Here is a 14,570-nt window from a genome sequence, read left to right on the forward strand (position 1 = left end):
CCAGCTACCTACCCGGCGAGCGTTTCAGCCACCCAACGGCAGCACCGCGCCTGATGGTCCGTGCTTCCACAGGAACCCTTCGTGAGGGAGGTAACTGCGCACGTGAAGCCGCCAAAAATCGCTGGTGAAGCGTCCACGAGCAGAAGCCCAGCCTTGCGCCAGGGCTTGCCTTATGGCGCCGTGATGGCCACCGCCGGCGCATCGAGCATGGCTGGTCGGTGCGGGTTGCCGAGTCTGGTTGCGCCACTGCTCGCGCTGGCCGTGCTGCAGGCAGTGTGGATACCGGTAGCCGGCACATTGCGGCATCGGGCCGAGTTTCGTTGTGGATGGGCGTCCTGGCTGGAGATCGGCCCCGCAAGCGAGCACACGGGAATCCACACCGTGCCGCTTGGCATGGCGGTGATTACCAGCGGAATGTCCGGGTTGAACTCCAGCCTCGCTGCATGGCCATGGTTGCCACCACCATTTGCGTGGCTGGTCGCGACATGGCTGTTGACGGTCGCGGGGGGCGGCCGATTCGCGTGCTCGCTGGCAGTCCATGGCTTGCAACTGAAGGCGATGGATGGAACGTGGTTCCTGGTGCCGGCCACCCTCCTGGGTGCGGCGATAGCCACGGGCGATGTCGCCACATTCATGTGGGGACATGCATTCGCCACGCTGGAAATACTGGCCCTGATGAGCGTCGCACTCGGCTGGCTCGGTTACTGCGCGGTCGCCGTCGTGGCGTTGGCGCGATTGCGGCGCTTCGGTTTGGAGAACGCGCCGCTGGCGCCGTGGTGGATTGCCATGGGTTGCGCGGGCCTGGCAGCGGCTGCGCTGGGCCGGGTGTCCCACATCGTTGCCGGTGAGGTGCACCTGCGGACGCTACTTTCGGAAACCATGGTGGCAACCAGCATCTTCTCCATCGCCTTGTGTGTGCCAGTGCTACTCGGCAGCGCACGGTTTTTACTCCGCTACTGCCGGTTTCGTAACGCGGCTGTCTGGACACCCACTTTTTCGACGGCGGTATTCGCACTGGGAAGCTTTCAAGTAGGGAGCGACCTGCCCTCGGCGTTCTTTCGGTCGATCGGGTTCGCGGCAGGCCTGGCTACGCTCGTGTTCTGGACGGTCACGGCAGGCTGGAACCTTCCAAGGCGTATGAGCATGTGTTGATTGCACGCTGCCTACTCCTTTCGGATGTGGCGACTCGCGGCGAGCCACCTTTATAACTGCCGCATGAAAGCAGGCATGACTCGCATACCAGGTGCCGAACTCGGCAGCATCGTCTTTATCGGTGTTATCGCGGCGGCTGCACGAATGACGGGTTTTGACCTTCTGATGTTTCCGGAGTTCGGAGCGCTCTCCAACGACATCATGAAGCGCCCGTACGGCACCTGGGCGACGGCGCCCGTCATGCTCGTCATTACGCCGCTGGTTACTGCAGTGGCGGGACTCTGGATTACCGATCACCTGGCGTTCGGAGTGGCGTCCGTGTTGCTCGACGTGGTCGTTACCATGGGCGTGATCGAGTTGATTCAGTCACCGATCGCTCCGGGCATTTCCGCCGGTCTGCTGCCGCTGGTTCTTCAAGTGCACAGCTGGTGGTATCCCCCTGCCATTACGGTGGGCACGGGCGCGCTGGCCATCACCGGCATCGTCCATCGCAGGTTTCAGCCGAAGCCTGCGGTTTCCCTGGCGCGCGATGAAGTGGACGACGACTTGGAAAAGGCCGCAGCGAAGCCAGTATGGCTACTGCCCTTTGCACTCGTATTGACTGCCCTCGCTTATTTGGCAACGTGGACCGGGCGGCACTTTTTGCTGTATCCACCGCTGGTGGTCATTGGCTTCGAGATGTTCGCGCACCCGCTCGTATGCCCGTGGGCAGATCGGCCTTGGCATCTTCCTCTGGCCTGCACCCTGAGCGCGTTGATCGGGGTGAGTCTGGTTACCTGGCTCGGAGCGGGCGTGCTGGCGGCGATGCTGAGCATGGCTGCCAGCGTGGTGACGCTGCGGGTACTCGCTTTGCGCGCACCGCCGGTGCTTGCCGTAGGCCTGCTGCCGATGGTGCTGAACTCGCCCGACTACAGCTTTGCCGCCAGCGTCCTGGTCGGCACATTGATCCTCACCATCTCATTCCGTCTTTGGCAAGCCACCTGCTTGCGCTTTATGGGACTTCACCTGCCGGCAGACCGTTGATCGCCCACAAGCTCAGCCATCCTGGCCAACCAGCATCTCCCAGGCCCCGCTGCAAACAGGGATGTCAAGGATGGCACCGCGCCTCGGCGCCGGTCACGTCGCCCCATGGCGCCGAAAGGAAGCCGGGCTCGTGCCTATCCGACGCTGAAAGGTCTTGATGAAGGCCGACACGGATTGGTAGCCCACCTGCTCGGCCACCGCATCGACCGACAGGTTGCCGGTAAGCAGCAGATCGCAGGCCAGCTGCATGCGTATCGAGGTGAGCAGGTCCATCGGCGACGCATCCGCTTTCTCGGTGAAGTGCCTGGCGAAGGTTGCGCGCGACATGTTGGCCTTGTGCGCGAGCGACTCGACCGTCCAATCGCGACCGGGCTCCTTCATCATGGCCAGCAACACGGCGCTAAGGCGATGGTCGATCAGCAAGCCAAGCAGCGAAGGGGCGAGTCCCTCCTGCGAGATGTAACGGCGCAGCGCAAGCACGAACAGCACTTCGCTGAGTGCCTTGGTGATGGCAAGCGAGCCCTGATCCAACCGGGCGGCTTCCCGGCGCAACGTGGTGACGATGCTGTCCAGCAAGGCCATGCCTTCCAACTCGGCCATCGGGACATACAAGGCGTCCGGCAAGGTATTCATCAGCAACTGCGCGCCGCCGTGGCCGTAACTGAAGTGGCCGCACAACAGATCCATATCCACGGGACCCGCGGTATTGCTGCGCTCCGGCAACGGCCCGTCGTTGTCCACGCCCGCTTCCGCGGAGGCGCCATGGCCGGTGCCTTGCACCACGTGAGCCGCGCCACGCGGCAACAACACGAAATCGCCGGTATGCAACTCCAGCATTTCACCCTTGGGCAACAGCAATTGCGCCGTGCCCCGCAGCATCAGATGGAACGGTGCCTTGCCGGGTTCGAGCTGCTCGTGATCCAGCGCGAAGCTGCCCGCCATGCGGCAGCGCAAGTCCAGGCTGCCTTGGACACCGGACACTGCGATCAGCTTGCTAAGCGCATCCATGAGACGATTGAGCCACTTATTGAGATAAAGACATGCTAACACTCTCCGCATGGCGTGAAAAACTATCCACACCTGAGAGGCCGAAGGGTCGGTCTCCACCTGATAGAGGGCATAGCCATGTTGGATTGGAAGAACTACCGCAAACAGCTCGTCGCCCGGATCGGCGAAATCGGCGCCAGCAGCCCGGACACGCTGGCCGGCTACCAGACGCTTTCCAAGGCCGGCAACAAACACAACCTCCTCGGTGCCAAGACGCGCGAGTTGATTGCGCTGGCGGTGGCGGTCACCACCCGCTGCGACGGCTGCATCACCGTGCACGTCGCCGAGGCGCTCAAACACGGTGCGACCCAGGAAGAGATCACCGAAGCGCTCGGCGTGGCGGTGGCTCTCAACGCGGGTGCCGCGATGGTGTACTCGGCGCGGGTCATCGACGCCGTCAAATCGCACGAAGCGGCGTGACCGGGAATCCGGAAACCCGAATCGTCAATTCGCATCCTGATCGTCCTATCGGCCAAGGATGGCCGGTACGACACTCCAGAAATACACCATCAACCTGGGCTTCACCATGGCAAACGAGATGTCCATGCGAGCGGCGGTGCTCGAGCAGCACAACGCACCGTTCAAACACGCGCAGATCGCCCGGCCGACCATCGCGCCCGGGCATGTGCTGGTCCGGGTCAGGGCAAGCGGCGTCAATCCGCTGGACCTGAAGATCCGCGCCGGAATGGCGGCCCATGCCAAGCATCCGCTCCCGGCCATCCTCGGCATCGATATGGCCGGGGTTGTCGAGGCGCTCGGCGAAGGCGTGGCGTCCTTCAATGTGGGCGACGAGGTCTACGGCATGACCGGCGGCGTCGGCAACGTGCAGGGCTCGCTCGCGCAATACGCCGTGGTCGATGCGCGCCTGCTGTCCGTCAAGCCGAAATCGCTGAGCCTGCGACAGGCAGCCTCCATGCCGCTGGTCTACATCACGGCATGGGAAGGCCTGATGGATCGCGCAAACGTGCGCGAGGGGCAATCGGTGCTCGTGCAAGGCGGCGCCGGCGGTGTGGGCAATGCGGCAGTCCAGCTTGCCAGGGCCGTGGGGGCACGCGTGTTTGCCACCGGCTCGCCGGGCAGCGCGGACATCATCCGTCATTACGGCGCCATCCCGATCGACTACACCAGCGCCACCGTCGACGAGTACGTGGCCCGACACACCGACGAGGTGGGCTTCGATCTGGTGTACGACACCGTCGGCGGCAGCAGCCTGGACGCTTCATTTTCCGCCGTGCGCCGGTTTGGGCACGTGGTGAGCTCGCTGGGATGGGGCAGCCACGCATTGGCGCCGCTTTCATTTCGCGCCGCGACCTATTCCGGGGTTTTTACGCTGCTTCCCTTGCTGAGCGGACAAGGCCGCGAGCATCACGGGGAGATCCTTCGTGAAATCGCCAAACTGGTCGACGCAGGGAAAATTCACCCACGCGTCGACGAACACCGCTTCGGCCTGGACAGCGTGCACGACGCACACGCTCTGCAGGAAAGCGGCAAAGCCGCTGGAAAGATCGTGGTCGACATCGACTGACATTCGGGGAGCCGGCTCTTCGGGCACCTCGCCGTCGGCCGCCCCGCGAATGAAGCGTAGCTGCGTAGAGATACCGCACACCTGCTCCACTCTGCCCTGGGGAAGCCTGGCGGCATCCGTTATCCAACCACAGGGGTAAATTCCATGCCGTTCGTCAACGTAAAGCTCGTCGATGGTGTGTTCACCAGCGAAGAAAAGCATGCCATGGCCAAGGACCTCACCGACGTGATGGTGAAGTACGAGGGATCCGAGGCCTTTCGCGAGGTCGTATGGGTGCTGATCGAAGAGCTCCACACGGATGGCTGGCATATCGGAGGCCGCCCATTCGCCGGACCGAAGTCGCTGATGGAAAACCTTGGCAATTCGAAGAAAATCTACGAGATGATCGACGGCAACCCTGCCAGCAGGGAAGAGTTCTCCGCGATCCTTCCGCCGCACAAAAAATAGGCGCATGCGCACCTGGCCTCGCTGCCGCATCGGAAACAGGCAGCGAGGTTCGCGCCGACGCTCAGCGCTCGATAATGCCCCGCCTTTGGGCAATCTGGACTGCCTGCGTGCGCGAGATCGCGCCAAGCTTGCCCAGGATGTTTTTCATGTGGACCTTGACTGTCGCTTCGGAGATGCGTAGCAGCTCCGCCACGTTGCGGTTGGGCAGTCCGCTGGCAACGTGCTTCAGGACCGTGGTTTCCCGCGAAGTGAGGTCCTCGTCGATGGCGTGGTCGGCAATCGCGGCCGCTATCTCGCGCGGGATCACTCTCTTGCCGGAATGCATGGTCCGGATGGTATCGATCAGGTCGTGCCGCACCGAGCTCTTGAGGAGATAGCCGCGCGCTCCCGCCTTCATGGTGCGGAGCGCCTGCGCGTCGCCGCGAAACGTCGTCAACACCAGGATGACGACGGCAGGAAATTCCTCGTGCAGGGTGCGGATGGCTTCTTCACCCGACATGCCCGGCAGCTCCAGGTCCATCAACACGATGTCCGGCCGGTGTTTGCGGTATTGCTCGATCGCCTCTTCGCCTGATCCCGCGGTCGCGACGAGCTTCATGTCCGGCTCGATCTCGAGCACCGCGGCAAGACCATCCAGCATGATCGGATGGTCGTCGACCGCGAGGATGCAGATGATCGGATCAGGCGAGCTCATGGCAATTCCCCACTTGACGTCCAAGACTAGTCGGGGGCATCCGGTTTGCTATCCCGCCCTTTGTTTTCACGCCGATGTTGCGCCCGATCGAGACCTTTTTCCAGCCATTGCTCCGCCCGATCCAAGGCCTCGGCCAGCTCCTTACGGATGGGGTGGGCCGGCGGCAATCGACGTGCGATGGCTTCGAAGCGAAGCAGCATGCCCTGCCCGGACTGAAGCAGGGACTCCTGTTCCGCGTTGGCCTCGCATTTCAGCGCAGCCTGCTCGGCGCGCGATTGTGCCTCAAGCCGCGCGTGCCGGCGCCGCCAGCGGATCAGTGCCCCAAGCATCAGCAGCATTCCCAGAGCACCCAGCAGACTCGCTACAACCCACCACGCCCCAGGACAGGTCCACGTAATGGCATGCATGCTGATACTCCTCTCGCTCCCGTGCTTGATACCTCTCGCCACTCAAATCGGGATCACCCGGAAGTGGTAGCCGACGTGCTTTCCGGCCAATGGCCGCGCATCGCCGCACGATCCCGGCAACGGTAGGCACCGGGGCTCAGGCCCAGTGTTTTCAGAAACACATGACTCATGTGGCTCTGATCGCAGAAGCCGCATTCGGCGGCAACAGCCGCCAGACTTCGACTGGCGTCGCGCAACAGCTGCTGCGCCCGCTCCAGGCGCTGCATCACTATCCATCGGTGGGGGGGCATGCCTACCGAACGCCGAAACGCCTTGCCAAAATGCGATTTCGACAAGCCGCAGGCCGCGGCGACATCGGCAAGCAAGGTCGAGCCGTCCATACCCGAGATCAACATGTTCTTGGCCAGTGTTGCTTGCCAGGGGCGCAAGCCCCCACTTTCTGTTTGGGAGTCGCCGGCGACGGCGTGGGCCTGTCGCAGGGAACACAAGGCAGTCACCAGGTGGCGGACGAAGGGTTCGGCGCCACGGCATCCTTGCGTCAAAGCCGCCAGGATGGCGCTGCCGAGCACACGCTCCGCGCCTATTTCCTGCACGTCAGGCGGCAGCTTGCGCGCCACCTCGAGGCAGACCGGAACGTGCAGATAAATCGCGCTGCAGGACGAGGCGTCGGCCGGTGTACGCGCGGGGATATAAGCCACCGCCAGGCCACGCGCCGTCCGCGCCACGTTGATGCGGATGGATGGTGCGCCATCCGGCGTCGGGCGCTCCCGCTCCGACGCGGACTCCACAGCTCTCTCGAGACACGAGTAATGCATTGATGACGACCCTCTCCTCAGCCGGTGCAATTGCCGATGGCATGCTGTGCTTCCGTGCATTCATCGCGCCGGCAAAGTTAGGTCAAGGTCTGGACGGCCAAATCGCCGGAAAGATCGAGACAGCGCTACCTCTTCCGGGTAGCCGTGACATGCGGCCGCGCGGATACCACCAAAGTGCTAGTGATGACACCGCTTCGGAGGGATGCCGGCTTCCAACCCGCTTGAGTAAATTGACGCCGCAACTTAGGACGTACCCGATTTGGTCTCCTCGGAGGTTTCGATCCCATGGCTGACGGCAGCGACTTCTACGCCTCTTCCTTGAACGAGGGCGTCATTGCCTCGCTGCATGGGGTGATCCAGGACGCGTCCCGGCATGCTGGGGGCTACGAAGACTTGATCAGACACCTCGAGCTTGCCTGCGCTGCCTTTGAGACCGAGCGGGCCAAACGCCATTCGCTGGTTTTCCGCGAGACGCGTGGCGCGCTAAGTACGCGCCAGTTGGCCGTCGCCAAACACGAGTTGGCAGAGATGGCATTCAGCAGCCATGTGTCGGCCCGGGTAGCCCGGGCCCTGTCGATGTCAACGGGACATTTTTCCCGGCTGTTCAAGGCATCCACCGGACTTTCCGTGCATCAATGGGTCATCGACCTGCGCATGGATCGCGCCAAGACACTGCTGCTCGAAAACTGTGACCCTATCGCAGAGATAGCGCTGTGCTGCGGCTATACGGAGCAATGCCATTTCACCCGTACCTTCACGCGGGAAGTCGGCGTCAGTCCAGGATCATGGCGTCGAATGTTCACCGCCCTTCCCTGCGAGTAAGTCGAGAATCCCTCGCTCGGTCTCGCAGACGGCGCGTGGCCAGCCAGATCCGAATGCCGTCCCGAGGACGATCGGCACCGGATGTCGGCCCACAGCGTACTGCTTCGTCGCTGCGATCCACGGTGCCCACCGGCGCGCGAAATGGGCCCGCGCGGAGCGTGAGAACCGATTGCGTTGAAGTGACGAACCGTTGAGTTGAACTAGCGCGGCGCCCGCCATCCCCAACCCACCATAGGAAATGCCATGTCAACCTGGTTCATCACGGGAATCTCCCGCGGCTTTGGCCGGACCATGACCGAAGAACTGCTCCGCCGCGGACACACCGTCATCGGCACCACGCGAAACGGCAAGGGGCCGTTCGAGCACAACAACCTGCGGGTGTTCCGGATGGACGTGAATGACCCGAGCGAAGTCACCGCCATCATGCAAGCGGCCGTACAGGCCGCAGGGCGCATCGATGTGGTGGTCAACAACGCAGGTTACGGATTGGTAGGCGCCGTCGAGGAAGTGTCAGACGCCGAAGTGGATCACGTCATGGCGACGAATTTCGGCGGCACGCACCGCGTCATCAAAGCCGCGCTGCCCTTTCTTCGGGCCCAGGGCTCCGGGCACATCGTGAATTTCTCTTCCGTTGGCGGCTTCGCGGGGTCGGCAGGATTCGGCATCTACTGCGCCTCGAAATTTGCCGTGGAAGGCATGTCCGAAGCGCTGGCGATAGAGCTGAAGCCGTTGGGCATCAACGTCACCATCGTCGAGCCAGGCTATTTCCGCACCGAATTTCTTTCGCGCGACTCGGCCGTCGTAGCCGCCACACACATTTCGGCATATGCCGACACGGCGGGTTTGACGCGCAGCAATGTCAGTGTGGTGGACGGACGTCAGGCGGGCGACCCGGTCAAGGGCGTCGCCGTGATCATCGATGCCGTGGAATCAGGCAAGCCGCCCTTTCGTCTTCCGCTGGGCGCAGACAGCATTGCCCGTATTGAACAGAAGATGGCCCAAGTGCAAGCCGACATCGCGGCTTGGCGCGATCGAACGACCGCGACAGCGTTTGATGACTGACGAACGCCATGCGGAAGCAGGCGAGGCGCAGCTCCGTGACTTCAGATTGGAGTGCATTCGCGCATCAAGAATCGCCTAGGACCCGCCTGCACACGTACCCTCGATAACGGTCGCTAATCATTAACTCCACGCAGGTAGCTAGATTGCGAGCACAAGACATCGCTTGCCACTTTCGTGATCAGTCTCTCTGATGAAAGTTTTACGAACCACAAGGCAACCGCGTCTACCTCCCCACTTTCTTTGCGGGAGGTAGACGCCATAGTTGTCACCGCATACGTGCTCCGAACCCAACCAGTCACCTCTGGCTGGCCTAGGATCGGCCTTAGCCGTCTGATATCGAAAGCGTGCAGATCCGGTAAGACGGGCCGATTTAGGGCGTGGCAACGAACCCATGCCGCGTGCCGGCATTGTCGAAGTACTCCCCTGCGATCACGCCGAGATTGTTGATGGCAGTCGCGAGGGTTGCTGCAGCTCCAGGCACGTCCAGGTTCTGAAACTGCCCTCGCGTTTCAATGAAACCATGGATATCGCCGGAAGCGTCTACGTAATAGCCGACGGCCTGCCCTGCGTCGTTGATCTCGAAGATGACCGTGGCTGCGGCACCCGGCACGTCGATTGTCGAGAACTGCCCATCTGCACTGCGGTAGAAGCCGTGCGTCTGGTCTGGATCCGTATCCCAATAGCCGACGATCTCGCCTTTGTCGTTGATGCCGAGCGGATAGGTTTCGCGTGCGCCGGCCACATCGATGGGTGTGTCGTGCCCCCCTTCACGAAGTACGCCATGGTAGGTTCCGTCGGCATCCCAGTACACGCCGGCTATCGCACCGAACAGATTGACTTGGTCCACATTCGAGTTGAGATGACCCGGAAAGTCGACTGTGGAGAAATGCCCGCGCTGAATCAGGAAGCCGTGCTGAAGTCCCGTTGCATCCGCATAGGCGCCAAACGTCGTACCGAAGTCGGTGGGCCCCCCGGCGGCGCTGAAATAGTCACCCAATACCCCCGGATCCAGCGGTTCAAAGTGTCCATGGCGATAGACCATGGCGTGAGCTGCGCCAGTGCCCACCGAATATTGACCACTCAGCTCGTTCAGATCGTTGATTCCCCATAAGGTCGTCTGCGACGCGCCCGGGTAGTCGAACGTCTGATAGCTGTAGGTCCTCGAACCGCTTGTCGAATCAGCGGCCGATGTACCATGCCGGCAAGGGGCCATGGCGGCGGCGTCCTGTACACGGGCGTGGGCATCGGCACAGGCAGCCGCTATCGTGGTGGGTGCAAATGGGGTTGTATCGTTTTCGGTGCTTGTCGCAGCGCTGCTGGAGCCGGCAAAGACCAGGGTGAGCAGACCGGCCGCCGCGATGAACCGGTTACGTGAAGAGTGATGGCTTGACATGACTTCAATCCTTGTTTTGGGGAGATGGGCGATGGCGTGCCGACAGCTTGCGGTCACCTCGAATGGCGCCATCCCTCCTTACAGCGCAAATGGCTCGCCTCTTCCGACATGGCCGGAACACTTCCCGGTAACAGGCCAATAGCGCACATGACCACCGAGGCCCGAATCAGTGAAATTCTTGCGGACGGCGATCCGGTTGCTATGGATGCGCTGATCCCGCAGGTCTATGCCACGCTGCGCCAGCTTGCGCACCGGCAACGGGCGTACGAAGCCGCACACACGCTACAGACGACTGCGCTGGTCAACGAAGCCTGCCTGAAGTTGCTTGACAGCAGCGGCACCACCTTCGCGGATCAAGCGCACTTGTATGCGTACATGAGCCGCACGATGCGTCACCTCCTGATCGACCGCGCAAGGCGGAAGATGGCGCAGAAACGGCAAGCACCCGAGATGACGGAGGGCGTGTCGCCATCGAACATCATCGACGTACTGGCACTCGACGAGGCTTTGACGAAGCTCGCGGCGTTGGATGAGCGTCTTGCACGCGTTGCCGAGCTGCGATTGTTCGCCGAGCTTTCGAGCCCGGAAATTGCCGACGCCATCGGCGTCAATGCGCGTACTGTCGAACGCGACTGGTTGAAGGCGCGCACGTTTCTTGCAGCCTGCCTGGCTCCGGAAGTATGAGGCGATGTCGGTAGTCGCCACTCGATTGCGCTATATGGGCATATAACCGACTAGAAGCCGCCGATGAGCATCGACTTCATCCAGCGATGGCACGAGGCCGAGCCGCTGCTCGACCGTCTATTGGAGTTGCCTGCTACCGAACAGGCCGATTGGTTATGCAGAAACTGCGAAGACGCGACGCTCCGCGTGCTCGTTACACAGGCCCTCAGTCAGGTACCCATCGCGGAGGTGCTCGAGCGAGGCGTGGCGCAATGGATGCCGGCGTCGGTTGGCTACTCGGCCGATAACCTGCCTGTCATTCCCGGTTACCGTCTGCTTCGGTTCGTGGGTGCCGGCGGCATGGCCAGCGTATTCGAGGCAGAGCGCGAGCTACCAGGCGCCCCCCAGAAGGTCGCCCTCAAGCTGTTGCGTATCGATGTCCACGATGCCGAAGAGCAGAGACGCTTCCTTCGTGAGCAGAGCATCCTTGCGCGACTCCAGCATCCACACATTGCTCAGCTGCTCGACGCTGGATTCACACCAACCGGCACACCGTTCCTGGCACTTGAATTTGTTGCAAGCGGCAACCTTGTCCAATATTGCGAAAAGCGCGGCATCGACGTGCGAGGACGCCTCGCGCTGTTTATAGACGTGTCCAAGGCCGTCGAACATGCACATCGCAGCCTGATCGTGCATCGCGACCTTAAGCCAAGTAACGTGCTCATTGGCGAGGATGGCTGCGTCAAGCTCGTCGATTTCGGCATCGCCAAGCTCATCGCCGGCGAAGGTGAGAGTGTGCAGACGCGCACCGAAATGCGACGTCTGACACGCGCATATGCGGCGCCGGAACAAATCATCGGCCACGCCACGACAACCTTGGTCGATGTGTACGCACTCGGTGTTCTGTTGGCTGAGATTCTATCGGGTCTTCAACCACGCAGACTTGACAACTACGTCGTTGCGGCGACGCCGGTATTCGACGATGGGCAATTGCGGCAAAGGTTGGGCGTCGACCTTTACGCGGTCGTGCACGAAGCGACACGGCCGGACCCCACTCGCCGTTATGCGAGCGCTGCGGCACTGCGTGAGGATATCGAGCGCTACCTCGATGGCAAACCGTTGCATGCCAGGGCGGATACTTTTGCGTATCGCGCGCTCACTTTCACAAAGCGACATGCTCTGGCTGTCTCCGCCAGCATCGTCATGGTAATGCTGCTCGCCGGCGCAACAGCAGCCGGCCTGTATGAATCGTACCTGGCGCGCCATGCCGCCAAGGATGCGCACGCGCAAGCACTCGCGGCCCAAAGCGAGGCGCAACGCGAGGATGCGCTCAAATCGTTCATGGAAGGTCTTTTCGACAATGTGTCGCATGGGGCAGAGGCGAGTGCCGAGGTCTTGCTCGCGCAAGGACGGGATCGCGCCGATCATGATTTCGCGAAACAACCCGCGCTTCATGTTGAAATTCTTGCATTGATCGGTGACCTCGAGCGGCGTAGTGGTCACGCGGATCGTGCGCAACAACCGCTCGAAGAAGCGGCGTCACTGGCACAAGCACAGTTTGGCGCTACTGACAGACGAACCTTGCATGTCGAATACCTGCTCGCCGAAGAAGCCGATGAACTCGGTCACGTTCGCAGCGGCAGATTGCGTTTGCAGAACGCAATAGAGGCGTTCCAGTCCGGCCCCGACCACAACTCGCCGGAAGAAGTGCAGGCTCTTGCGTGGCTTGCCGGTCTTGACGAACGTCTGGGCGAGTCGGAAAAAGCTATCGATATCGGCACGAAGTCCGTTGCGCTCGCGCACCGGATACTTCCAACCGGCAGTGATGCCCTGACCGAGGCAATAACGAACCTGGGCTGGATATGGATGGACGCCGGCCACCCTGACCGAGCTGAGCCATTGTTGCGCGAGGCACTCGCGCGCAAGCGCGCTCGATTCGGCGCCAGGCATCCGCAGGTCGCTGATGCAATGACGCTTCTTACAACGGCGCTGCTCCCGCTTGGCCGCTATGGCGAGAGCGAAATGCTCATGCGCTCTGCCCTCGGCATTGACGAAAGCGCATACGCAAGTCCCAATGCCCATGTCGCCGGCGACCTCAACAACCTTGCGAATGTCCTCGTACGCGAAGGCAAATTTTCCGAGGCAGGCGCATTCTATGAAAAATCACTGGAGCTCGATGGAAAGCTCGCAGCGGCATCATCGCTGGGCGAGGCCATAACGCTAGGCCACCTGGCGCATGTCCGCTTCAGTCAGGGTTCTTACGCAGATGCAGAGACGGGCTTGCGCGATGCCATCAACCGGAAGCAGCGTCTCCTTGGTAAGGATTACGGCGACAACGGTCAAAGCGGCGATAGCGCGAGCCTGGCGGAAATCCTTATGGCGCGCGGGCGGATCGGCGAAGCCAAGGGAATGGCCAGCCACGCATTTGCGGAATCAAGGCAGCGCCATCGTGGTGCGCATCCAGATGTCGCGTTCGCGCTTACCGTAGAGGCAGAGATTGCCGCAGCAGGCGGTGCCCGCGAACGTGCTGCCACCTTCGCTAGCGAAGCTGCCGCGATGTATGCCGCACTTGCGGATCAAAGTTCGGAAAATGCTATCAGGGCACGCATTCTGTACGGTGAAACACTCCGATCGCTCGGCCATTGCATGGAAGCAAAGCGGGAATTTGAAGGTGCGTTCGCGGCAGCCAACATGATCACGCCGAAGAAGGCCTCGCTTATCGCGCACATCGATGCGGACCTCGCTGGCACGGAAGCTTTGCTGGGTGATCGAACTGCAGCCGAGCGGTTACACACGGAGGCAGAGACATTGCTCGCAGGAATTGGCAATGAGCAGAATAGTGAGCGCGACGCGACGATCCGCATACTCGCAGCCAATCGTGAGCCACCGATCAGATTCGCATATTTGCCACTGTAGATCAGGGCTTGGCACGCGAATATTCGCCGAGGAAAGCCATTGACCACGTAGAACCGTGGTCGGTGGATTTCTCCCATGTCTGCTCGACTTTATTGGCGCTGATGCGAACGATCCTTACGCGGTTAAGCACCATGGTGCCATCTGCTCCGGTGCTGGGGCCTGTGAATTCCGCCTCGCCTGGCGAGGCTTTCCCATCCGTGAACACGTGCACGCGTCCTTCGTTGTCGACAAACAAACCGTGCCAGCTTTTGTCGTCGGCGCTGTAGGCGAACATGTTTTCGCCACGGTGGCCGCGCCCGCCGTCCCAGCTTTCGATCACCATGCATTGGTCGAGGGTTAGGGATACCCGGCTGCGTGACGCCGGTGACGATCCGGCTGCACCGACGTCCCAATTGCCCAGCCAAAAATCCAGTTGGCGGCTTGCGCTGTCGGAAGCACATGATGGGGCCGCCGTCGTGCCGAATACATGCGGCGCCAAACAGAACATCAGGGCCGCCATGGTGACGGAAGCAAAGTTGCGCGCTTGCTTTGCCATAAAGTGCTCTCCTCTGGTTGGGGGCGAATGGATGCCAGCATAGTCATCGCCGGGCGTCGGAAATTTCGA

At 61.7% G+C, this 14,570-nt stretch carries 15 protein-coding genes; 9 read left to right on the forward strand and 6 right to left on the reverse strand.

Features of this window, described 5'->3' with window-relative positions:
* Positions 1 to 153: 153 nt before the first annotated feature.
* Both ISP25_RS22400 and ISP25_RS22405 read left to right on the forward strand, forming a co-directional pair.
* Positions 154 to 1,152, forward strand: a complete 999-nt coding sequence (locus ISP25_RS22400; protein ID WP_404611842.1) for an SLAC1 family transporter — start codon at positions 154 to 156, stop codon at positions 1,150 to 1,152.
* Between the two features lie 63 nt (positions 1,153 to 1,215).
* Positions 1,216 to 2,175 (forward strand): hypothetical protein, encoded by a 960-nt coding sequence (locus ISP25_RS22405; protein WP_404611844.1) that lies wholly within the window; start codon positions 1,216 to 1,218, stop codon positions 2,173 to 2,175.
* Positions 2,176 to 2,268: 93 nt separating this feature from the next.
* On the opposite strand, the gene ISP25_RS22410 is transcribed toward ISP25_RS22405, so the two are convergent.
* Positions 2,269 to 3,183 (reverse strand): cupin domain-containing protein, encoded by a 915-nt coding sequence (locus tag ISP25_RS22410; protein WP_404611845.1) that lies wholly within the window; start codon positions 3,181 to 3,183, stop codon positions 2,269 to 2,271.
* Positions 3,184 to 3,300: 117 nt separating this feature from the next.
* Between ISP25_RS22410 and ISP25_RS22415 the strand changes: the two genes are divergently transcribed.
* From ISP25_RS22415 to ISP25_RS22425, 3 genes are all read left to right on the forward strand, one after another.
* Positions 3,301 to 3,642, forward strand: a complete 342-nt coding sequence (locus ISP25_RS22415) for a carboxymuconolactone decarboxylase family protein (RefSeq protein WP_404611846.1) — start codon at positions 3,301 to 3,303, stop codon at positions 3,640 to 3,642.
* A gap of 124 nt (positions 3,643 to 3,766) precedes the next feature.
* A complete protein-coding gene (locus tag ISP25_RS22420; protein WP_404611847.1) occupies positions 3,767 to 4,747 on the forward strand; it encodes a zinc-dependent alcohol dehydrogenase family protein in 981 nt (326 codons plus the stop codon).
* 144 nt (positions 4,748 to 4,891) lie between these two features.
* Positions 4,892 to 5,194: a tautomerase family protein gene (locus tag ISP25_RS22425; RefSeq protein ID WP_192157425.1), complete on the forward strand. Its 303-nt coding sequence runs from the start codon at positions 4,892 to 4,894 to the stop codon at positions 5,192 to 5,194.
* Between the two features lie 61 nt (positions 5,195 to 5,255).
* Here ISP25_RS22425 and ISP25_RS22430 read toward each other — a convergent pair whose 3' ends face one another.
* From ISP25_RS22430 to ISP25_RS22440, 3 genes are all read right to left on the reverse strand, one after another.
* Complete coding sequence (locus ISP25_RS22430; RefSeq protein WP_192157423.1) at positions 5,256 to 5,888, reverse strand: response regulator transcription factor; 633 nt, start codon at positions 5,886 to 5,888, stop codon at positions 5,256 to 5,258.
* A gap of 26 nt (positions 5,889 to 5,914) precedes the next feature.
* Complete coding sequence (locus ISP25_RS22435) at positions 5,915 to 6,226, reverse strand: hypothetical protein (RefSeq protein WP_192157421.1); 312 nt, start codon at positions 6,224 to 6,226, stop codon at positions 5,915 to 5,917.
* Positions 6,227 to 6,348: 122 nt separating this feature from the next.
* Positions 6,349 to 6,912, reverse strand: coding sequence for a helix-turn-helix domain-containing protein (locus tag ISP25_RS22440; RefSeq protein WP_404611850.1), 564 nt, complete (start codon positions 6,910 to 6,912; stop codon positions 6,349 to 6,351).
* Positions 6,913 to 7,395: 483 nt separating this feature from the next.
* On the opposite strand from ISP25_RS22440, the gene ISP25_RS22445 reads away from it, so the two are divergent.
* Positions 7,396 to 7,932 (forward strand): helix-turn-helix transcriptional regulator, encoded by a 537-nt coding sequence (locus ISP25_RS22445; RefSeq protein ID WP_404611851.1) that lies wholly within the window; start codon positions 7,396 to 7,398, stop codon positions 7,930 to 7,932.
* Positions 7,933 to 8,175: 243 nt separating this feature from the next.
* Positions 8,176 to 8,994: an SDR family NAD(P)-dependent oxidoreductase gene (locus ISP25_RS22450; RefSeq protein WP_404611853.1), complete on the forward strand. Its 819-nt coding sequence runs from the start codon at positions 8,176 to 8,178 to the stop codon at positions 8,992 to 8,994.
* 370 nt (positions 8,995 to 9,364) lie between these two features.
* On the opposite strand, the gene ISP25_RS22455 is transcribed toward ISP25_RS22450, so the two are convergent.
* Entirely contained in the window at positions 9,365 to 10,387 is a 1,023-nt protein-coding gene (locus tag ISP25_RS22455) for a hypothetical protein (RefSeq protein ID WP_404611855.1), read from the reverse strand.
* 24 nt (positions 10,388 to 10,411) lie between these two features.
* Between ISP25_RS22455 and ISP25_RS22460 the strand changes: the two genes are divergently transcribed.
* Positions 10,412 to 11,071: an ECF-type sigma factor gene (locus tag ISP25_RS22460; RefSeq protein WP_404611857.1), complete on the forward strand. Its 660-nt coding sequence runs from the start codon at positions 10,412 to 10,414 to the stop codon at positions 11,069 to 11,071.
* 63 nt (positions 11,072 to 11,134) lie between these two features.
* Complete coding sequence (locus tag ISP25_RS22465; protein WP_404611859.1) at positions 11,135 to 13,966, forward strand: protein kinase domain-containing protein; 2,832 nt, start codon at positions 11,135 to 11,137, stop codon at positions 13,964 to 13,966.
* Position 13,967: 1 nt separating this feature from the next.
* On the opposite strand, the gene ISP25_RS22470 is transcribed toward ISP25_RS22465, so the two are convergent.
* Positions 13,968 to 14,501, reverse strand: a complete 534-nt coding sequence (locus ISP25_RS22470) for a hypothetical protein (RefSeq protein WP_404611860.1) — start codon at positions 14,499 to 14,501, stop codon at positions 13,968 to 13,970.
* Positions 14,502 to 14,570: the final 69 nt, after the last annotated feature.

This window comes from Rhodanobacter hydrolyticus (assembly GCF_044904645.1).

Coding starts and splice junctions, on each gene's coding strand:
- ISP25_RS22405 (WP_404611844.1), top strand. CDS start 1,216: ATGAAAGCAGGCATGACTCGCATACCAGGTGCCGAACTCGGCAGCATC.
- ISP25_RS22410 (WP_404611845.1), bottom strand. CDS start 3,183: ATGGATGCGCTTAGCAAGCTGATCGCAGTGTCCGGTGTCCAAGGCAGC.
- ISP25_RS22415 (WP_404611846.1), top strand. CDS start 3,301: ATGTTGGATTGGAAGAACTACCGCAAACAGCTCGTCGCCCGGATCGGC.
- ISP25_RS22420 (WP_404611847.1), top strand. CDS start 3,767: ATGCGAGCGGCGGTGCTCGAGCAGCACAACGCACCGTTCAAACACGCG.
- ISP25_RS22425 (WP_192157425.1), top strand. CDS start 4,892: ATGCCGTTCGTCAACGTAAAGCTCGTCGATGGTGTGTTCACCAGCGAA.
- ISP25_RS22430 (WP_192157423.1), bottom strand. CDS start 5,888: ATGAGCTCGCCTGATCCGATCATCTGCATCCTCGCGGTCGACGACCAT.
- ISP25_RS22435 (WP_192157421.1), bottom strand. CDS start 6,226: ATGCTGCTGATGCTTGGGGCACTGATCCGCTGGCGGCGCCGGCACGCG.
- ISP25_RS22445 (WP_404611851.1), top strand. CDS start 7,396: ATGGCTGACGGCAGCGACTTCTACGCCTCTTCCTTGAACGAGGGCGTC.
- ISP25_RS22450 (WP_404611853.1), top strand. CDS start 8,176: ATGTCAACCTGGTTCATCACGGGAATCTCCCGCGGCTTTGGCCGGACC.
- ISP25_RS22455 (WP_404611855.1), bottom strand. CDS start 10,387: ATGTCAAGCCATCACTCTTCACGTAACCGGTTCATCGCGGCGGCCGGT.
- ISP25_RS22460 (WP_404611857.1), top strand. CDS start 10,412: ATGGGCGATGGCGTGCCGACAGCTTGCGGTCACCTCGAATGGCGCCAT.
- ISP25_RS22465 (WP_404611859.1), top strand. CDS start 11,135: ATGAGCATCGACTTCATCCAGCGATGGCACGAGGCCGAGCCGCTGCTC.
- ISP25_RS22470 (WP_404611860.1), bottom strand. CDS start 14,501: ATGGCAAAGCAAGCGCGCAACTTTGCTTCCGTCACCATGGCGGCCCTG.